Genomic DNA, 18034 nt, shown 5'->3' with positions numbered 1-18034 from the left:
GGGGGGCCGCCGGCGGCGCCCGGGTCGCGGGCCCCGGGCCAGTTGCGGGGTCCTCCCCCCCCGACCGGGCCCGCCGGGCCGAGCCCCGCCCCCCCCCCCCCCCCGGCGGGGCGGCGGGGGGCCCGCGGCCCCCGCGCCTCCCGTCCGTTCCGTGGTGCGGTCTACTTGCCGATCTTGTCGTCGGCTGCGTGCTCCGCCTTGTCGATCTGGTCGCCGTGGCCACCCCCGGTGGCCTTGTCGGCCGCGTCCGCGGCCTTGCCGAGACCGGCGTCGGTCGCCTGCTCGCCCTTGTCGCTGTCCGCGAAGTCCTTCGCCTTGTCACCGAGGTCACTCATGTCGTGCTCCCTTGCTCGTCGGATCTGACCCGTCCGACGCTGCGCCGGTCGGCCCGGACGGGCTCCCAGGTGGGGTGACCGGGTCTCAGGCGACGATCTGCACGACCGTGCCGAGCGGGAGTGCGTCGACGGCATCGACCGCGTCGCCGTCGAGTCGGACGCAGCCGTGCGACACCGCACCACGCGCCACGGGTTGGTAGTGCACTCCGATCAGTCCGCCGTCCGTGCCGCCGTAGGGCTCGTCCGCGGCCGCGGAGTGCAGCGTGGTCAGCTGGATCGGGTGCACGGTCTGGTCCTGGGCGGGGTCGAGGTACCGGGCCTGGATGTACCCGATGACGCCGGTCGGGGTCGGGGTGCCCCCGGCGCCGACCCCCGCGGGGAAGTCGTGCAGGGTCGTGCCGTCCGCGTCGACGATCGACACCGTCTGCTTGCCCACCGAGATCACGACGTGGTCGGGGAGCGATCGGCTCCGGTGCAGGAGGTCCCGTCGGATCCAGGCCGCGCTCTGTGCGGCAGCGGCACCGTTCGTCGCGGACGGTAGCGCCTGCCGCGCAGGGGTCAGGACCATGGCCCAGTCGCCGGACACCTGCACGGGGACGACGACGGTCGCCTGGCCCAGGAAGTTCTTCGCGGCGAGCCGCGCGACGGGCTGTGCGTGGTCCTCGCCGTAGAGCGGGGCGTCGGACGAGATCGTGTACGCCTCGTCGGCCACCTCGGGGATCGTGGACTCGTAGTAGGGGATCAGGCCGCCGATGACGGCGTCGTACTTCGCCTCCGGCAGGATCGCGACCTGCGCTGCGGTCGGTGCGGCGTAGGGCGTGCTCGTGGCGGTGGCGCTGGACGTCGCCGACGGCTTCGTCTCCGCCGTGGTGCCGTGCCCGGTGCAGCCGGTGAGGCCGAAGGTCAGGAGCAGTGCGGCGCCGAGCGCCGGGATCGTGAGGCGGACGGTTCGGGTGTGGGTCATGCGGTGTTCCTCCGGTGGGCCGCGGACGGGGTGCGACCGCTGGTCGCGCCCCGTCCGCGGACCGCTGTGTGGTGACTAGCCGGCGACGACCGGGAGGGTCCCGGTGGGTCGCGCCGGCGTCGTGCCGGTGCCCGTGCTGGCACCCGGTGTGGTGCCGGTGCCCGGAGCAGTGCTCGTCCCGACCGCCGGCAGGGTGATCGAGAAGTCGATGGTGTCGACGACGGTCGCATCGCTGTCGACCTCGCCCACCGTGAGCTCCTGCTCCGTCGCCGCCGAGTCGGAGAACGTGCCCGTGGTCGTCCACGTCCCGTCCGCCTGCACGAGGGTCGGCGGAGCGACGACGTCGCCGTCGGCGTCGACGACCGCGATCGCGTCGCCGGGGGTGCCCTTGCCCGAGAAGGTCACCGTCCGGGAAGCGACGGTGGAACCGTCCTTCGGCGTGACCAGGGTCAGGGGCGTCGTGACGGGGGTGGAGGCTGCCGGCAGGGTGATGGTGAACTCGACCGTGCCCTGACCCTGCGCGCCACCGACCTGGTTCACGGACAGCTTCTGGACGACGGCAGCCGAGTTGCTGAACGTGCCCGTGGTCGTCCAGGTGCCGTCTGCTCCGACGAGGACCTGCGGGGCGACCCGGTCGCCGTCGGCGTCCAGGGTGTTCACCAGGTCGCCGGGGGTACCGGTGCCGGTGAACGTGACGGTGCGCGACCCGACGGTCGAGCCGTCCTTCGGGCTGGTCAGCGAGAACTGGTCGGCCGGCGCCACCGCGGGGAGCGTGATGTCCACCGTCGTGTCGCCGGCGCCGCTGCCCCCACGGACGTCGGTCACGCGGACGGCCTGCTGCCGCGCAGCCGTCGACGGGAAGGTGACCGTGGCGGACCACGTCTGATCGGCCCCGACGACGACGACGCCGGTGAGGCGCTGGTCGTTCGTGCCGAGGAGGTTGACGGTGTCGCCCTGCTGACCGGTGCCGGTGAAGGTGACGGTGCGCGAGTCGACGGTCGAGCCGTCCTTCGGGCTGGTCACGGAGAACGTGGCCTGGGTGGCCTCGGCGGCCGCCGTGAAGCTGGCCTGGTCCTGGACCTGGAACCCGCTGTTCTCCTCGAGGACCGTGTAGGTCTTCGCGTCGGTGCCGGCGCTCGCGGGGATCTCGTAGGTGAGCTTCCACGTGCCGTCGCTGCCCACGGCGCTGCGCTGGACGGTGCCGTTCGCCGGGTCCACCTGCACGGTGAGGCCGGGGGTGCCGGTGCCGGTGACCGTCAGGGTGCGGCCCGACACCGTGTGCGAGCTCACCGCGAAGGCGGTCTGCTGCGCGGGGACCTCGACGGTCAGGCTGCCGTCGGCGTTCAGGCCGTTCTGCTGGTCGAGCTCGTACGTGTGCGCTGCCTTGTCCGGCAGCGTGTACGTGATCGTCCAGCTGCCGTCCGCGGCGATCTCGTGCCGTTCGGCCGGGAAGCCCTTCTGCAGGATGACGTTCTCGCCCGGGGTGCCCTTGCCCGTCAGGGTCAGCACACCGTTCGACACCGACTGACCCGTGAGCCGCAGGTCGGCCGGGTCGGCGTTCGCGGGGGTGGCGACCAGCGTGAGGCCGCCGATCAGGATCGCGGCGCACGCGGGGACCGCGAGCGCCTTCTTGCTCCAGAGAGCCTTGTTCATCGTTGAACCCATCTCCGTGCGGCATGACGGCACGGATCAGATGACGTCCGTCGTGCGGGCACCACGAACGTCGCCGACCACGGATCTCGTGATCGCAGGACTGGGCAGGGAACCCAGGGAACGCGGCCGGGAAGTCGCGCTCCCGCACCGTACGTCCGCCCGAGGATCGTTCGACAGTGGAACGGATCAGATGTCCCCCGGCATCGGCGGATCCGCAGCCTGCGACCGCTCCAGGATTGAGTACCCACAGGTTTCGAGCGTCGACCGGTTCTCCACAGGCGGGTGGCGTGCAGATGGACAGTCGATAGACTCGGGTGGACCATCGGCCTATGCCCGCCGGTGCGGTCCTCCGCCAACGTGAGGAGAACCTCCATGCCCGCAGCAGTCATCATCGGTGCCCAGTGGGGTGACGAGGGCAAGGGGAAGGCAACCGACCTCCTCGGGTCCCGCATCGACTACGTCGTCAAGTTCAACGGCGGCAACAACGCCGGCCACACCGTCGTCGTCGGCGGCGAGAAGTACGCGCTGCACCTGCTGCCGTCCGGCATCCTGACGCCCGGCGTGACCCCGATCATCGGCAACGGTGTCGTCGTCGACCTCGAGGTCCTGTTCCAGGAGCTCGACGCGCTCCGTGCCCGCGGGGTGGACGTCTCGAAGCTCCTGGTGTCCGCGAACGCGCACGTCATCACGCACTACCACCGCACCGTCGACAAGGTGACCGAGCGCTTCCTCGGCAAGCGCCAGATCGGCACGACCGGTCGCGGCATCGGCCCGACCTACGCCGACAAGATCAACCGCGTCGGCATCCGCATCCAGGACATCTTCGACGAGAACATCCTGCGGCAGAAGGTCGAGGCGGCCCTCGACCAGAAGAACCACCTGCTGGTCAAGGTCTTCAACCGTCGCGCGATCGACGCGGACGAGGTCGTGGAGTCGCTGCTGTCCTTCGCCGAGCGCCTGCGCCCGATGGTCGCCGACACCGCGCTCGAGATCCACCGCGCGCTCGAGCGGGGCGACACCGTGCTGTTCGAGGCCGGCCAGGCCACCATGCTCGACGTCGACCACGGCACCTACCCGTTCGTGACCTCGTCGTCGGCGACCGCCGGCGGCGCCGCGACCGGTTCGGGCATCGGCCCGGGCAAGCTCGAGCGCATCATCGGCATCGTCAAGGCGTACACGACCCGCGTCGGCGCCGGCCCGTTCCCGACCGAGCTGTTCGACGAGTCGGGGGAGTTCCTCCGCGCCAACGGCTTCGAGTTCGGCACCACGACCGGCCGTCCGCGTCGCTGCGGCTGGTACGACGCCCCGATCGCCCGGTACACGGCGCGCATCAACGGCGTGACCGACTTCGTGCTGACGAAGCTCGACGTGCTGACGGGCCTCGAGACCATCCCGGTCTGCGTGGCGTACGAGGTCGACGGTGAGCGCGTGGACGAGGTCCCCGTGAACCAGTCGGACTTCCACCACGCGAAGCCGATCTACGAGGAGTTCCCCGGCTGGACCGAGGACATCACCGGTGCCCGGTCGTTCGAGGACCTGCCGAAGACCGCGCAGGACTACGTGCTCGCGGTCGAGGCGATGTCCGGGGCGCGGATCTCGGCGATCGGCGTCGGCCCCGGCCGTGACGCGATCGTGGTCCGCCACGACCTGCTCGGGACCGGCGAGGCTGCCGCGTGACGATGCGGATCCTGTTCGTCTGCAGCGGCAACATCTGCCGCTCGCCCCTCGGCGCCCAGGTGCTCGAGGCCCGGCTCGGCCCGGACGCCCCGGCGTTCACGGTCGAGTCGGCCGGCACCATCGCCGACGACGGCGCCCTGATGGACGAGACGGCTGCCGCGCAGTCGTCGCGTCTGGGTGGGGAGCCCTCCACGCACCGTTCGCGCTACCTGACGGAGCAGATCGCGGCGTCGGCCGACCTCGTGCTCACCGCCGAGCGCTCGCACCGCGCAGCCGTCGTGTCGCTCGCACCGCGGGCAGCGAAGCGGGCGTTCACCATCAAGCAGTTCGCCCGGGTGCTCGACGGGCTGGAGCCCGGCGACCTGGCCGGCATCGAGACCGCGCAGGACCTGGTCGACCGGGTCGCTCGACTGCGGGGAACCGTGCCGCCGCCCGCCGACCCGGCGGACGACGACGTGGACGACCCCTACCGTCGGTCCGAGGACACCCACGTGCGGGTCGCCGACGAGATCGACGCGGCGCTCACGCCCATCGCGGACGCCCTGCGCGCGCTGCGCTGACGCCCCTCCGCTCCGGGAACGACGAAGCCCCCGCCTCGATGGCGGGGGCTTCGTCGTGTCTGCTCACGCCTCCGGCAGGCGGTACGTCCCGACCGTGATCGTGTGCGCGCCCTGGCCGGCCAGCTGTCGCACGACCGAGTCGGTGCGCGCCCGGTTCGGCACGGCGTGCTTGCGTGCCAGGTCGGTGACGAGTCCGCGGAGCTCGTTGTCGTTCGTCACGACGGCGGTCGTCGCGGAACGACCCGTCGGCGTCGTGCTCGTGCTGCGGTCCTCGGGGTTGACGTACGCGGCTGCGTCGCCGGAGTAGAACACGCACGAGTCGACCCACTGCGGCCCGTTGCCGTCCTCGTCGGCCAGGAACCGCTGCAGCCGGCGGGCCTGCTGCCGGACCTGCCGGGTCGGGGCGTTCCCGCCGGACTGCACCCGGACCTGCCACCAGTGCTCGACGTCGTCCGCGTGGTCGAGGACGCGACGGCTGCGGACCTGGATCGCGAACGACCCGGTCAGCGACGACTCGTCGAGCAGGTTGCGGAACGCGTGGTGCACGGCGCTCGGCTTGCGGCCGTCGAACACGATGCCGTTCCACCGCTTGTTCTCGATGACCAGCACGTGGCCGGACTCGAACACGAGCACGTGGTCGAGCTGCGCGGCGTAGCTGCGGTCGCGGTCCCGCTCGCCCTGGGCCACCGGCACGAACACCACGTTGGTCAGCAGGGCGCCGTTGATCCCGGCGGCCTTGCAGACCTCGAGGATCGTGCGCTGCGATGCCTCCTCCCAGCGCATGCCGGTGCGGGCGAGGGCGCGACCGGCCTCGGCCTCGGCGAGGGCCTGCTGGCGGGAGGCCTCGGCACCGGCGAGCTGCCGCGCGTGCTCCGCGTCGGCGGCTGCGGTCTGCTCGCGGTGTTCCCGCTCGAGGGTGCCGGTGCGGTGGTCCAGCCGGACCTCGGCGTCGGACAGGGCGGCACGGTTGGAGGACTGGGTCCGCCGCAGGACGATCACCAGGACGACCACGACGATCGCGAGCCCCCCGGCGACCACCCACGGCACGAGGTCGCTGGTCATGGGTTCACCTCACCACGGCTCGACGCGAGTCGGTCGCCGCACCCCGGCGCGTCCCGAGGTCCGGTGGGCGATGTGTCCGACGGCCCACGGGTGGCAGCGGACGCCGGCACGATCCGCCGTGGTCGGTACGGTGCCGTGGTGCACCAGGAAGAGCGCGGCAGCGCGCAGCAGATCACCGTCGGAGTCGCGGTCGGAGCCGGGGCGGCCGTCGCCGGTCTGCTCCCGTGGATCATCACCGGGATGCGGCTCCCACTGCAGAACCTGTGGGCGACGCCGACCACCGACCCGTCGGACATGCCGATCGCCCTGCTGCCGTTCAGCCAGTACGCGGTGACGACCATCGCGGCACTGCTGCTCGTCGGGGGAGTCGTCGCCGGCATCGCCGTCCGGGTACTGCGTGCTCGCGGGTCCGTCCGGCGCAGCGGATCGCTCGCGGCGCTCGCCGGGCTGGTCGGGGTGCAGGTCGTGGCCGTCGTCGAGACCGCCGTCGTCACGGGCGCCGGCATGCGGATGGACGGGACGCCGGGCACCGGTGCGGACGTCAGTGCCGCGCAGTTGTACGTCGTCGCGCTCACCGTCGGGTCGCTCGTGTGCGTCGGAGCGGCGGTGGTGCTCGCTGCGCTCGTCGCCCGAGCGGCTCCCGGCGGTGCGCTCGTCGCACTGGCCCTCGGCGCGGTGGCGCTCGGGTCGTGGGCGAACACGTTCGTCGCCCCGCCGGTGTCCTCGCCCGGTGACGCGGCGGGCGTCGTCCTCGCGGTGCTGCGGTGGCTGCCGGCCGTGGCGGTCGGTGCGGCGATCGCGTGGACCGGGCTCCGTACGGTCGGTCAGGGCATCGCCGCGCTGATCGCGCTCGGGGTGCTGTGGACGGGGACGGCGATGATCACGGCGGTGTCGTACGCACTGGGGTCCCGCGTGTACCTGCCGTACCCGCTCGAGATGGTGTCGGCCGGCGCCACGGTCTTCGTGATGGCGATGGGACCGGCGGGAGCGACCCTGGTGCCGCTGCTGGTCGCCGCCGTCATCGGAGTCGCCGGTGCGGTCGTCGTGCGCTTGCGGGACGGACGGCGCCGGTCGGAGCCCTGAGCAGGATCGGTGCGGCCAGGTCGAACGGCGCTGGGCGGCTTCCGGACCGCGTCAGCGCGGCCAGGTCGCGACGACCGCCACCGCGTTGAACAGCACGTGCGCCACGATCGCACCACCGATGCGGTTCGTCATCGCGACCAGGGTTCCCGTGAGCAGCCCGAGCACGAAGGTCGTCAGGAACACCTGCACCCCACCGAGCGAGGTCGTCGCCGACCCCAGGAAGAGGTGCGACAACGCGAACAGGAACGCCGTCACGAGCACGGCCAGCCAGCGCGTCCGGGGCGTGAGCTCGGCCGCGAGCAGGCGCTGGAACAGCCCGCGGAAGAAGAGCTCCTCGAGCACGGGGCTGACCAGCACGATGCCGACCGCCGACACGAGCAGCAGCCCGATGTCCGGGGTCCCGAGCGACGGCGCGGGCTGCAGGCCGCTCGTCCCGGTGAACGACAGCGCGAGCACGGCGTCGAACACCCGCGTCAGGATCACGACCCCGAGCGCGAACACGAGGTCGCCGAGCTCGATCCGGAAGCGACCGAACAGGTCACGGCCCGAGCGGCGCAGGACCCAGACGATGCCGAGCACGAGCGGCACCCACACCGCGAGGTTGCCGAGCAGCACCTGGAGCACCGGGCCGGGGACGGCACCGCGCAGCGTCAGGCTGCTCACGATCCGGGCGAGCACGACCGCCACGACGAGGGCGACCAGCAGGGCGACGAGGTCGCGTTGCCGTGCGGTCGAGGGCTCGGTGGCGGCCACTTCCGGCTCGGATGTCATGGGGCGAGCGTAGAGGACGACCGACGCAGATCGGCAAGAACAGCCGAGTGAGGCTCAATGGTGTGGCACTATTTGTATGCCGTCTGCTGGGACAAGCCCACGGAACCTGTGTCGGGACCACAGGAACGGCCAGGATCGGGGAAGGCGGGCCGCGTGGAACTGCGCGACTACATCACAGTGCTGCGGAAGAGTTGGGCACTGATCCTCGTGCTCGCCCTGGTGGGCGTCGCGGCGGCGGCAGGGTTCTCCCTGCTGAAGAAGCCGGTGTACTCCGCCGAGGCGCAGGTGTTCGTGTCGACGGAGACGTCGGGCAGCGCCAGCGACCTGGCGCAGGGCAACACCTTCACGCAGCAGCGCGTGCTGACGTACTCGAACCTGGTGTCGACGCCGATCGTGCTCCTGCCGGTCATCTCGTCGCTCGGGCTCGACATGAACGCGGACGAGCTGTCGAAGATGGTGTCGGCGACGGCGCCGACCAGCACGACGCTCATCTCGATCACGGTCAACGGCACCGATCCGGTGCAGGCCACGAACATCGCGAACGCGACCTCGCAGAGCCTGACCAACGTGGTCGAGGACATCGAGGCCACCGACGAGAACGGCTCGAGCAGCGTCAAGCTGACCCGGGTGAAGCAGGCGCAGGTGCCGAGCTCGCCCGTCAGCCCGAACGTCCCCGTCAACATCGCCCTCGGCCTGCTCGTCGGTCTGGCGCTCGGTGTCGGCATCGCCGTGCTGCGCGAGACGCTCGACAATCGCGTCCGCGTCGAGACCGATGTCGAGAAGATCAGCGACAAGCCCGTCGTCGGCGGCATCGCCTACGACAACAAGGCGTCCGAGCGACCGCTCATCGTGCAGGTCGACCCGCGCAGCCCGCGCGCCGAGTCGTTCCGCACGCTCCGCACGAACCTGCAGTTCCTCGACCTCGGCACGGGCTCGCGCACGTTCGTCATGACGTCGTCGATGCAGTCCGAGGGCAAGAGCACCACCGTCGCGAACCTCGCGATCGCGCTGGACAGCGCCGGCTTCAAGGTCATCCTGATCGACGCCGACCTCCGTCGCCCGCGCGTCGGCGAGTACATGGAGGTGGACGGCTCCGCCGGGCTGACCGACGTGCTCATCGGTCGCGCGAGCCTGGAGGACGTCGCGCAGCCCTGGGGCCGCGGCAACATGGTCGTGCTGCCCGCCGGTCAGATCCCGCCGAACCCGTCGGAGCTCCTCGGCTCGAAGGCCATGCAGGACCTGATCGAGACGCTCGAGCAGCAGTTCGACTACGTGCTCTTCGACGCACCGCCGCTGCTGCCCGTCACCGACGCCGCGATCCTGTCGAAGAAGGCGTCCGGTGCCATCCTCGCGGTCGCGTCCGGCAAGACCCACAAGGGCCAGCTCGCCGCCGCGGTCGCGTCGCTCGAGAACGTCGGCGCACCGATCGCCGGCTTCGTCATCACGATGATGCCGGTCAAGGGTCCGGGCGCGTACGGCTACGGCCGCTACGGGTACGGCTACGGGTACGGCCTCGACGAAGAGGAACCGCCCCAGAAGTCCACCAAGTCGTCGGGGAAGACCCGCGGCAAGCTCGGCGTGGTCCGCCGCGCGGACCGCTGACGGCGGTCGGGGGATGAGCCAGCGCCGGGGGATCCGAAGCCTCGGGAGCGAGCTGCCGCGGACGACGCTGATCGGGATCGCCCTCGTGGTCGTCGCGCTCGTCGTCGTCGACGTCGTCCTGGTGGCGCTGGCGCTCGCGCGCACCGCGCCGGAGGCACGAGGCGACGCCGGTCCGGTGCCGACGTTCGGGTCGAGCGCGTCGGCGCCGGCGACGTCGGGACCGTCCGCCACCGCGTCGGCGGGACCGACGGCCGACGGAGTGGCGACCCGCCACATGCTGTCCGCAGTCGACGGCCTGGAGGCATGGCGAGCCTCCAGTACGACCTGTGACGTCTCCGAGACGGTGCTGGAGCACACCACCGACGGTGGGCAGGAGTGGTCACCCGTCGCCCTGGGCGACGACGTGCGGACCATCGGGTCGCTGCGCGTGACCGCCGACGGCCTGTCCGTGCTCGTCGGGGTCGGCGACGAGTGCGCGACCGAGGTCCGCACCAGCACCGACGACGGAGCCACCTGGGTGCTCGGGACCGCCGGTGCCGCCGGCGCAGGGGTGACCGACCAGGGGCTGGTGCTCGGTGACGCGGTCGTGCCCTCGCCCTGCGAGGACCCGCTCGACGCCTTCCGCGGTGACAGCACGACGCTGGTCGCGTGCGCCGACGAGCTGCAGTGGCGCACTGGTACCGGTGCCTGGGTGACCGTGCCGATCGACGGCGTCCGTGCGCTCGCGGTGAACGGGACCGAGTACACGCTCGCCCGCATCGGGACCGACTCGTGCGACGGCGTGCAGATCGAGACGATGCCTGCGTCGGGTGTGACGCCTGCGACGACCACCACACCGATCGGGTGCAACCCGGTCGCGACGGAGGGTGCGATCGCGCTCGACCGCTTCGGGCAGGACGTCTGGATGTGGACGGGCGACGGCGTCGCGGTGTCGAACGACGGCGGGGCGACGTGGTGACGCGGGGTCAGCGATGACGGCCGAGGCCGTCCGCCAGCCCGTCTCGACGGGGAGCACTCGCGAGTGGAGCCGCACGTACTCGCGTCGCGTGCTCGTCACCGACCTCCTCGCACTGATCTGGGTCGTCTTCGGCGTGCAGATCGCCTGGCTCGGATTCGACTCGAATCTGATGACGAACACGGCAGACCTGCGCCTGAGCTACTTCGGCATCTCCGTGGTCGTCATCGCCGTCTGGATGATCGGGCTGGCGCTCTACGACACCCGTGGTGACCGCGTCATCGGCGTCGGGAGCACCGAGTACCGGCTGGTCGCGGACTCGAGCGTCCGGGTGTTCGGGCTGATCGCGATCGCCGCCTACCTGCTGCGCGTCGACCTGGCCCGCGGCTACGTGCTCATCGCGTTCCCCGTCGGCATCCTCGTGCTGCTGCTCTCGCGCTGGATGTGGCGCCAGTGGCTCGTCGCCGAGCGCAAGCACGGCGGGTACTCCGCGCGGGTCCTGCTCGTCGGTTCGACGGCGAGCGTGCTGCACATCGCACGGGAGCTCGCCCGAACGCCCGAAGCCGGCTACCGCGTGGTGGGGGCAGCGGTGTCCGACGGAACGCGGGGTGTGTTGCCAGGCTCCGCCGTCGAGAGTCACGGCGGCATCGACGACGTCACGGCAGCCCTGGCCACGACCGGAGCGGACACCGTCGTGATCACGAGCTCCGACGACCTGCCCCCGGAGCGGGTCCGCCAGCTGAGCTGGTCGCTCGAGCCCGGCCGGCAGCACCTGGTCGTCGCGCCGAGCCTGACCGACATCGGTGGCCCGCGGATCCACACCCGCCCGGTCCAGGGCCTCCCGCTCATCCACGTCGAGACTCCGACCTACTCGGGCCGGAAGCTCTACACCAAGCGGGCCTTCGACCTGATCGGATCGGCAGCACTCATCATCGTGCTCTCCCCGGTCCTGCTCGTGCTCGCGTTGCTCGTCAAGGTGACCTCTGCCGGGCCCGTGTTCTTCCTGCAGGAGCGCGTCGGCCTGAACGGTTCGACGTTCCACATGATCAAGTTCCGGTCGATGGTCGTCGACGCGGAGCAGCGCCTGCAGGAGCTGAGTGCGCTCGACCGCGCCGAGGGCAACACGGTCCTGTTCAAGATGAAGAACGATCCGCGTGTGACGCGGGTCGGTGCCTTCATGCGGCGCTACAGCCTCGACGAGGTCCCGCAGTTGTTCAACGTCCTGGTCGGCAACATGTCGTTGATCGGCCCGCGGCCCCCTCTCGCCCGAGAGGTCGAGCGGTACGACGTGCACGTCCACCGACGCTTCCTGGTGAAGCCCGGTATGACCGGTTTGTGGCAGGTCAGCGGACGGTCGGACCTGTCATGGGAGGACTCGGTGCGGCTCGACCTGTACTACGTAGAGAACTGGTCGCTGATTGGAGACCTGCTCATCATTGCGCGTACCTTCAGAGCGGTCGCGGCATCGGACGGTGCTTACTAGTGTCGAGGAGATCCGAGCCAACAGCACTTCGCGTTCTTCATGTTGCGGAAGCTCTCGGGGGAGGGGTAGCTGCCGCTCTTAAACGATATGTGCGGGCCGTTCCCGACGCCGAGCATCACCTGCTCTATGCTCGGCGAGCTGATGCCCCGATCGATGCTGCTCTCTTGGCAATTTTTTCAAGTGCCGATGAGATGGTTCGCGGGCACCTCGGTCGAGTGAAGCAATTGCGCCAGCTTGCGCAGAGCGCGGCCTTTGACGTACTCCATCTGCACTCAAGCTTCGCCGGAGCTTATGGGCGTCTAGCAGCCTTCAAGTCGGAGCGCCTTCGCATTGTTTACACGCCCCACTGCTTTGCGTTCGAGCGACAGGACGTCGGTCGCCTACACAAGTTGAATTACATCGTCGTCGAAGCTTTACTGGGGCTGAATACGTCGATGATCGCGGCCTGCTCTGAGCGTGAGCAGGCGTTGGGCACACGAATTGTTGGAAAATCCAAGTCGGTGCTGGTCCCGAATGCTGTCGACGACGTATTCGTTCGCCTTCAATCAGAGATCCCCTTCGCAGATTCGCACGTCCTGCGGGTAGCTGCTGGTGGACGACTGAGTGCTCAGCGCGATCCGAACTTCTTTGTTCGAGTGCGGAAGGTTCTGCACGACGCAGATGTGCTTTTCACATGGATTGGAGGAGGAGACCCCTCCGGGGAAGCTGAGTTGAGACGCAACGGCATCCGTGTGACTGGCTGGTTGGATGAAGAAGGGGTTGTTCGTGCGCTGAAGGAGTCCGACATCTACTTCCATACGGCCGCCTGGGACGGCTTCCCGATGTCGGTACTCGAGGCCACTGCTCTAGGAGTGCCTTCAGTGGTTCGCAGGACGACGGCATTTGCGGGAATGGAGATCAAGGGGCTTGTGGAAACACCTAGTGAAGCGGCCGCTTCATTGCGGAGCTTGAGACGAAGTGCCAGTCGGCTCCGTCTATTGCGAAATTGGCGTTCGGCTTTGAAGAAATACAACCCCAACGAACAAGAGGCCGCCTTGAGGCGGGTCTATGGAGTCTCAGATGTCATCCGTTGAAGTTGTCGCATCGGGCCGGGTGGTCAAAAAAAACGTGGGCGGGAACTCGCGTTACGTGCGCGAGCTTTATCCGCGCCTGCTCGACTATGGGGTCAACGTTGAGGTCGCGGGTGATGGAATCGAGGGGAAGTCGCATCGATCTGCGCGCTACGCATTGATGGAGTCGCTGGTTTGGCCCCTATTTCCGCCGAACAATGCCCAGGTACTGCATTTCCCTGCAGACACCGGAGCTCTGTTGAAGGCGTCGACGCCAATCGTCGCAACCGTGCATGGATTGGCCACTCTTCATCAGCGAGGAGTCCGTAAGCCGCTGCCGGACAGGGTCTGGCGTCAGCGCGTCTCGAGTAATATCCGTGCTGCGACAAGAGTAGTCACCGTCTCGCAGTCGTCGGCCGATGACATAATCCGGGCTACTAACGCTGCTGCTGACAAGATTGAGGTCATACACCATGGCATCGACCACGAACGCTTCAATCCTCAAAGTGTGAGGCCGAGCCCCGTAGCGCGGCTCGGACTGAAGGAAACGTACTTCTTGTACGTAGGAAACATAGACCCTCGAAAGAATATTCCGGCGATTTGCGCGGCGGCAGGTCGAATTTTCGAGGATACGGGCATCGAGACCGTCGTTGCCGGAGCGCCGGCGTGGGACTCGAGCGAATTGATGAGCCTCCTCAGTCGCAGTCCGGGTGTCCGCTATCTTGGACGCGTTCCTGAGGAAGACCTTGTCACTCTCATGGGCCATGCTTTGGCATTTTGCTTTCCCTCGTTTTACGAGGGGTTCGGCTTTCCAGTCCTGGAAGCCATGGCGGTCGGCGTACCCGTGATATGCAGTGACCGTGGATCGCTTCGGGAGGTAGCGAGCGGTGCCGCCCTGGTTATGGAAGAGCCTTCTGGCTCCGAACTTGAGCGGAACATGCGCACGGTGATCCAGTCGGAGGGACTCCGCGATGAGCTCCGTGCCGCGGGGCTGATCCGGGCTAAGGAGTTCCAATGGGCCAAATCCGCTGCACTTCATGCTGACGTTTTCGTTGGAGTAGCTCGTTGAAGGTTGTAATTTTGCACGCCTACAGTGCCACGAACAGCGGGGATGGGCTGCTTGTAAACGAAGCGCTTCAGCTGATCCGGCGTGTAGACGAGAGTGCGCAAGTAGTAGTGCTCGCGTTGGATCCGGCCAGCTTTGAAGCCACCCCCGACGTCCAGTTCCGCCATCCCACGACGGGTCGGGGTCAAACTCCATCTTCGGCGAGGATGTTGATTGCAGCTGCGCGAAACTTGGCGTCGTTCAGCCTGCTGCACCCGCTGAGCCGGCGTCTCATACGGTCAGCGGACCTCGTGGTGGGCGTTGGCGGCGGCTACATGCGTTCGAACAGCCTTTTGACGGCAGTGAAGTTCGCCCTTGCCCATCTACCGCAGCTAATTGGCGCGAGGCGTTCTCGATACGCCGTATACTTACCGCAAAGTATCGGACCGATGCGTTGGGGGCTGCGAGGCACCGTTCTCCGAGCTCTGCGAATGCTCGACGTTGTAGCCGTTCGAGACGAGCGGAGCGCACAGCTGCTGCAGTCCGTCCCTTCTGCGGTGAGGTTGCCGGACACTGCACTGTTGCCGATCAAGGATCTAAAGGTCGCTCCTAAGATTGGTACGGGGAGGGTAGGCCTTGTCGCACGCGACCTAGGAGCAACGCCTCGTACTCGGGCGTACGAAAGTGGCATCCGTGCACTCGCCGATGAGTTCGGAGCATCAGTAGTTGCGCAGGCCACGGGACGCGGTAATGACGACCGTCGTTTCTACGCCAAGCTTGGGCTTGAATCCTCCGGCTCGCTGAGAACGGCTTTGCAGAGCGATGAACGTCCGAGCGTGCTTGTATCCGTAAGACTCCACGGTGCCATCGAGTCGATCCGGGCCGGTGTTCCCGCAGTGCATTTAAGCTACGAACGGAAGGGCTGGGGGGCGTACGAAGATCTCGGTATAGCGGAATACGTGCATAATGCGTTCGACTTCGATGAGCAACTAGTTGCCGAGCAGGTCGAGTTTCTGAGAGCAGATCCGACCCAGTATTGGCACTCGGTCGAACAAGCGCAGGACAGGCTACGGGGCGCAGACGCGCTCCTGGTCAAGCTCCTTCAAGAATCAGGCGAACCACAACTCGATGATGTCGCTCGGGCTCGAAAGCGATAGGGGTCGTCGGTTGCGACTCGTCTTCCTTAGTCATACTCCGGCCAACAGCCCTTTCGTGGTTGGGTCGCACCACCTATCTCGTGAGCTCGCTGCCCTCGGTCACGACGTCTTGCACATGAGTACTGCGACGTCGCTGTGGCATGTCCTGACGAGCAGATCGCCACAGTCACGGCTCGCCCTACGCAATGGGCTGCGAGGACACTGGGGCACGGCGCAGGGCGTCCGTCATGTCGTGCCGACAGTGCTGATACCTCCGCGGCTGGTGGTCGGCACGCGGCTCGGGCGTCTGCAGGCGCGGCTGTCCTTCCTTTTCGTGCCTCGTCGAATCCGGTCTGCGCTTCGAGAAGCAGATTTTGTGCTCGTAGACCAGCCCACCATGGTCGATTTCTTAAACCCTCTGCGACCGCAGAAGGTCATTTATCGGCCGACAGATGCGCACCCTCGTGGTGCGGGACGAAAGGGTGAACTCGTCGCTCTGCAGGCCGCGGATGCTGTGATCGCAACGGGGCGCGTGGTCTTGGATTCGCTGCCCAAAGAAGTCGGCCGTTCTCTTGTGATTCAAAACGGAGTCGACTATCGACATTTTGCGAACCCCGACGTCAACCAGTCCGGTCGCGGCTTTATTTACGTCGGCGCCCTGGACCGGCGATTTGACTGGGGCTTTGTGAGATTACTAGCGCAGCGCTTCCCTGATGAGCCCGTGGTTTTAGCCGGTCCAAGTTCTGGCCCTCCTCAGGATATGCCCAGCAACGTGCGTTTGGTCGGGTCAGTGTCTTATGCTGAGCTCCCGGCGCTCTTGAAAAAGGCGGCTGTGGGCCTGCTCCCGTTCTCGACGCACCCATCAAATGACGGCCGGAGTCCAATGAAGTACTACGAGTACCTTGCTTCCGGCCTCTTCATTCTGGCGACGAAGACGCCGGAACTTGCTAGGCGAGAAGATCCTGGCGTCAAATTCTACTCAACCCCTGATGACGCGTCGTTCCGCATGGCTGAGGTTTTGCTGGAAAAAGCGAGGATTTCCCGTAACAGCGAGGGAGTGGTTCGTGCTTCTGACAGCTCGTGGCAGGCAAAGGCCGTGCAAGTCGGGAGCTTCCTGCGTGAGATCGATCGCGGCTCCGAATGAGGCGGGTTTTCAAATTGTCCGCAACTTCGGGGCATTTTTGCGCCGTACCATCGAAATTCTGTCTATGAGCGCTCTTCACGCTGCCCACGTCGCGCGTCGTGCACGTCCTCTAGACGCGCCGCTGTTGTCCGCGCCCCACGCTGACGGTTTTGTGCAACGCTGGTCCGAACATGGGTGAATTTCGCCGAGGCTTCAGCCTCAGTTCTGTAGCAAGTGTCGGACCGCCTCTAGCGGGGCTGGTCACATCACCGATTATCGCGCAGAGCCTAGGTGTTGACGGGAGGGGGGCGGTCGCCGCAGCCATGGCACCCTTGGCGCTTACCGTCAACATGCTGACGCTAGGTCTGCCGGAAGCTGTCACTTATTTCTCCGCCAGGTTTCCGGCGTCGGCTCGCCGACTGGCGGTCGTCGCTATCGGGGCTCTGGCCGCAGTAGGCCTCATCGCAACTATCGCTCTAATTCTGGTTGGGCCACTTCTGTCCGGAGGCGATGCCAGCCTGGTGCCGTTGATCGCGATCGCAGCAGTCGCCGCCGCTCCCACTCTTGCCCTTCTCGGTGCGCGCGCGTGGGCGGCGGGTAGAGGCATGTGGAGGTTGATCGCCTATGAAGGGATAATCTCGGCCGTAATACGAGTGTTAGTCGTATTTCTACTCGGAGTGGCTGGACAGCTTTCCTTACGCGCTGCCGTCCTGGCGCTGGCGATCACGGGCTTCGTTGGCCTCGCGCCGTACTTGGTGAGCCTTGCAATTGCGCCCAAACAGCGTGACTCAGGGGAGGGAGAGCGGCCCTCGCTAGCTGCTCCGATCAGCTTCGGCATGAAGACTTGGCTGGGGTCAGTTAGCGGATCCTTGTTACTCAGCCTGGACCAAGTGCTGATGACACCCCTTTCCTCGACCTACGAGCTCGGGCTGTACGTGGTGGCGGTGAACGTGGCGCAGGTCGCGCGTATTGTTCGGGCACCACTTCGGACCGTGGTGCTCTCCTTGGAATCTCGCGCGGCTGACTCGTCACGTCTCGAGCAACTATCACGGATATCGACTGCAGGAATAGCCTTGGGCGCGGCGGGGTTGGGCTTGATCAGCGTCTGGCTTATTCCGATCTTCTTCGGACGCGAGTTCCATGCAAGCATTCCCGTGCTCCTCGTACTACTGGGCTCGGTTGTTGCTGGTAACGCCGGGTCAGTGATCTCCTCAGGACTTACAGCGAGGGGGCGTCCCTTCGCCCGCAGCGTTGCTCTTACGGCCGCACTCCTCGCGAGTGTCGTCCTATTGCTGGTTTTGGTGCCGCAACTCGGAGCTATGGGAGCTGCTCTGGCTACACTCGGCGGCGAAGCTGCGACCACGATAGTCATACTAATGCTAGCCCACCGTTCTTTCGGTATCTCGCCGAGGCGGTCGCTGGTCGTCCGACTTTCCGACTTGAGGATGTTTCGTGGCGATTGATCATGAAGATCTTGGAGCGGAGCCGCCTCAGCGCTGGCGCCTCCGCCGCGGAGTCGCCCTGCATGTCAAATAT

16 protein-coding genes are annotated in these 18034 nt (G+C 67.4%); 11 read left to right on the top strand and 5 right to left on the bottom strand.

The annotated features are described in order from the left end of the window. Positions 1 to 161 precede the first annotated feature (161 nt). The 3 genes from ACIQFY_RS10565 to ACIQFY_RS10555 all read right to left on the bottom strand — a co-directional run bounded on the left by ACIQFY_RS10565 (position 162) and on the right by ACIQFY_RS10555 (position 2952). Positions 162 to 335 carry an Rv0909 family putative TA system antitoxin gene (locus ACIQFY_RS10565; RefSeq protein WP_066652055.1) on the bottom strand — a complete coding sequence of 58 codons (174 nt, stop codon included), beginning with the start codon at positions 333 to 335 and terminating at the stop codon, positions 162 to 164. An 85-nt stretch (positions 336 to 420) separates the two neighbouring features. Continuing rightward, complete coding sequence (locus tag ACIQFY_RS10560) at positions 421 to 1299, bottom strand: L,D-transpeptidase (RefSeq protein WP_400339903.1); 879 nt, start codon at positions 1297 to 1299, stop codon at positions 421 to 423. Positions 1300 to 1374: 75 nt separating this feature from the next. Then, positions 1375 to 2952, bottom strand: a complete 1578-nt coding sequence (locus ACIQFY_RS10555) for a hypothetical protein (protein WP_400339901.1) — start codon at positions 2950 to 2952, stop codon at positions 1375 to 1377. 372 nt (positions 2953 to 3324) lie between these two features. On the opposite strand from ACIQFY_RS10555, the gene ACIQFY_RS10550 reads away from it, so the two are divergent. Next, positions 3325 to 4629, top strand: coding sequence for an adenylosuccinate synthase (locus tag ACIQFY_RS10550; protein WP_066652061.1), 1305 nt, complete (start codon positions 3325 to 3327; stop codon positions 4627 to 4629). Positions 4630 to 4631: 2 nt separating this feature from the next. Continuing rightward, entirely contained in the window at positions 4632 to 5189 is a 558-nt protein-coding gene (locus tag ACIQFY_RS10545) for a low molecular weight phosphatase family protein (protein ID WP_245171941.1), read from the top strand. A gap of 63 nt (positions 5190 to 5252) precedes the next feature. Here the strand turns inward: ACIQFY_RS10545 and ACIQFY_RS10540 are convergent, their stop codons facing one another. Further along, a complete protein-coding gene (locus ACIQFY_RS10540) occupies positions 5253 to 6251 on the bottom strand; it encodes a nuclease-related domain-containing protein (protein ID WP_209684078.1) in 999 nt (332 codons plus the stop codon). A 138-nt stretch (positions 6252 to 6389) separates the two neighbouring features. Here ACIQFY_RS10540 and ACIQFY_RS10535 point away from each other — a divergent pair, with 138 nt between their 5' ends. Next, positions 6390 to 7334: a hypothetical protein gene (locus ACIQFY_RS10535; protein ID WP_400339898.1), complete on the top strand. Its 945-nt coding sequence runs from the start codon at positions 6390 to 6392 to the stop codon at positions 7332 to 7334. Positions 7335 to 7385: 51 nt separating this feature from the next. Here the strand turns inward: ACIQFY_RS10535 and ACIQFY_RS10530 are convergent, their stop codons facing one another. Further along, positions 7386 to 8105 carry a CPBP family intramembrane glutamic endopeptidase gene (locus ACIQFY_RS10530; protein WP_081984608.1) on the bottom strand — a complete coding sequence of 240 codons (720 nt, stop codon included), beginning with the start codon at positions 8103 to 8105 and terminating at the stop codon, positions 7386 to 7388. A 153-nt stretch (positions 8106 to 8258) separates the two neighbouring features. Here ACIQFY_RS10530 and ACIQFY_RS10525 point away from each other — a divergent pair, with 153 nt between their 5' ends. From ACIQFY_RS10525 to ACIQFY_RS10490, 8 genes are all read left to right on the top strand, one after another. Next, the gene (locus ACIQFY_RS10525; protein ID WP_209684074.1) at positions 8259 to 9707 is read left to right on the top strand and encodes a polysaccharide biosynthesis tyrosine autokinase; all 1449 of its coding nucleotides are present in this window, start codon (positions 8259 to 8261) and stop codon (positions 9705 to 9707) included. A 13-nt stretch (positions 9708 to 9720) separates the two neighbouring features. Continuing rightward, the gene (locus tag ACIQFY_RS10520; RefSeq protein WP_400339895.1) at positions 9721 to 10665 is read left to right on the top strand and encodes a hypothetical protein; all 945 of its coding nucleotides are present in this window, start codon (positions 9721 to 9723) and stop codon (positions 10663 to 10665) included. Between the two features lie 13 nt (positions 10666 to 10678). Then, positions 10679 to 12145: a sugar transferase gene (locus ACIQFY_RS10515; protein WP_400339892.1), complete on the top strand. Its 1467-nt coding sequence runs from the start codon at positions 10679 to 10681 to the stop codon at positions 12143 to 12145. Continuing rightward, positions 12028 to 13218, top strand: coding sequence for a glycosyltransferase (locus tag ACIQFY_RS10510; protein WP_400339889.1), 1191 nt, complete (start codon positions 12028 to 12030; stop codon positions 13216 to 13218). Before ACIQFY_RS10515 ends, ACIQFY_RS10510 begins: the two co-directional genes overlap by 118 nt. Next, positions 13205 to 14263, top strand: coding sequence for a glycosyltransferase family 4 protein (locus ACIQFY_RS10505; RefSeq protein ID WP_400339887.1), 1059 nt, complete (start codon positions 13205 to 13207; stop codon positions 14261 to 14263). The genes ACIQFY_RS10510 and ACIQFY_RS10505 overlap by 14 nt, the downstream gene beginning before the upstream one ends. Then, on the top strand, positions 14260 to 15396 hold the full coding sequence (locus ACIQFY_RS10500) for a polysaccharide pyruvyl transferase family protein (RefSeq protein WP_400339884.1): 1137 nt from the start codon (positions 14260 to 14262) through the stop codon (positions 15394 to 15396). Before ACIQFY_RS10505 ends, ACIQFY_RS10500 begins: the two co-directional genes overlap by 4 nt. Next, the gene (locus ACIQFY_RS10495) at positions 15368 to 16519 is read left to right on the top strand and encodes a hypothetical protein (protein ID WP_400339882.1); all 1152 of its coding nucleotides are present in this window, start codon (positions 15368 to 15370) and stop codon (positions 16517 to 16519) included. Before ACIQFY_RS10500 ends, ACIQFY_RS10495 begins: the two co-directional genes overlap by 29 nt. A gap of 170 nt (positions 16520 to 16689) precedes the next feature. Beyond that, positions 16690 to 17961 (top strand): lipopolysaccharide biosynthesis protein, encoded by a 1272-nt coding sequence (locus tag ACIQFY_RS10490; RefSeq protein WP_400339879.1) that lies wholly within the window; start codon positions 16690 to 16692, stop codon positions 17959 to 17961. Positions 17962 to 18034: the final 73 nt, after the last annotated feature.

The organism is Curtobacterium sp. NPDC092190 (genome assembly GCF_044755625.1).
Lineage (GTDB): Bacteria > Actinomycetota > Actinomycetes > Actinomycetales > Microbacteriaceae > Curtobacterium.
Note: the sequence above shows the minus strand (reverse complement) of the source record. Positions and strands in the feature narration are given on the sequence as shown.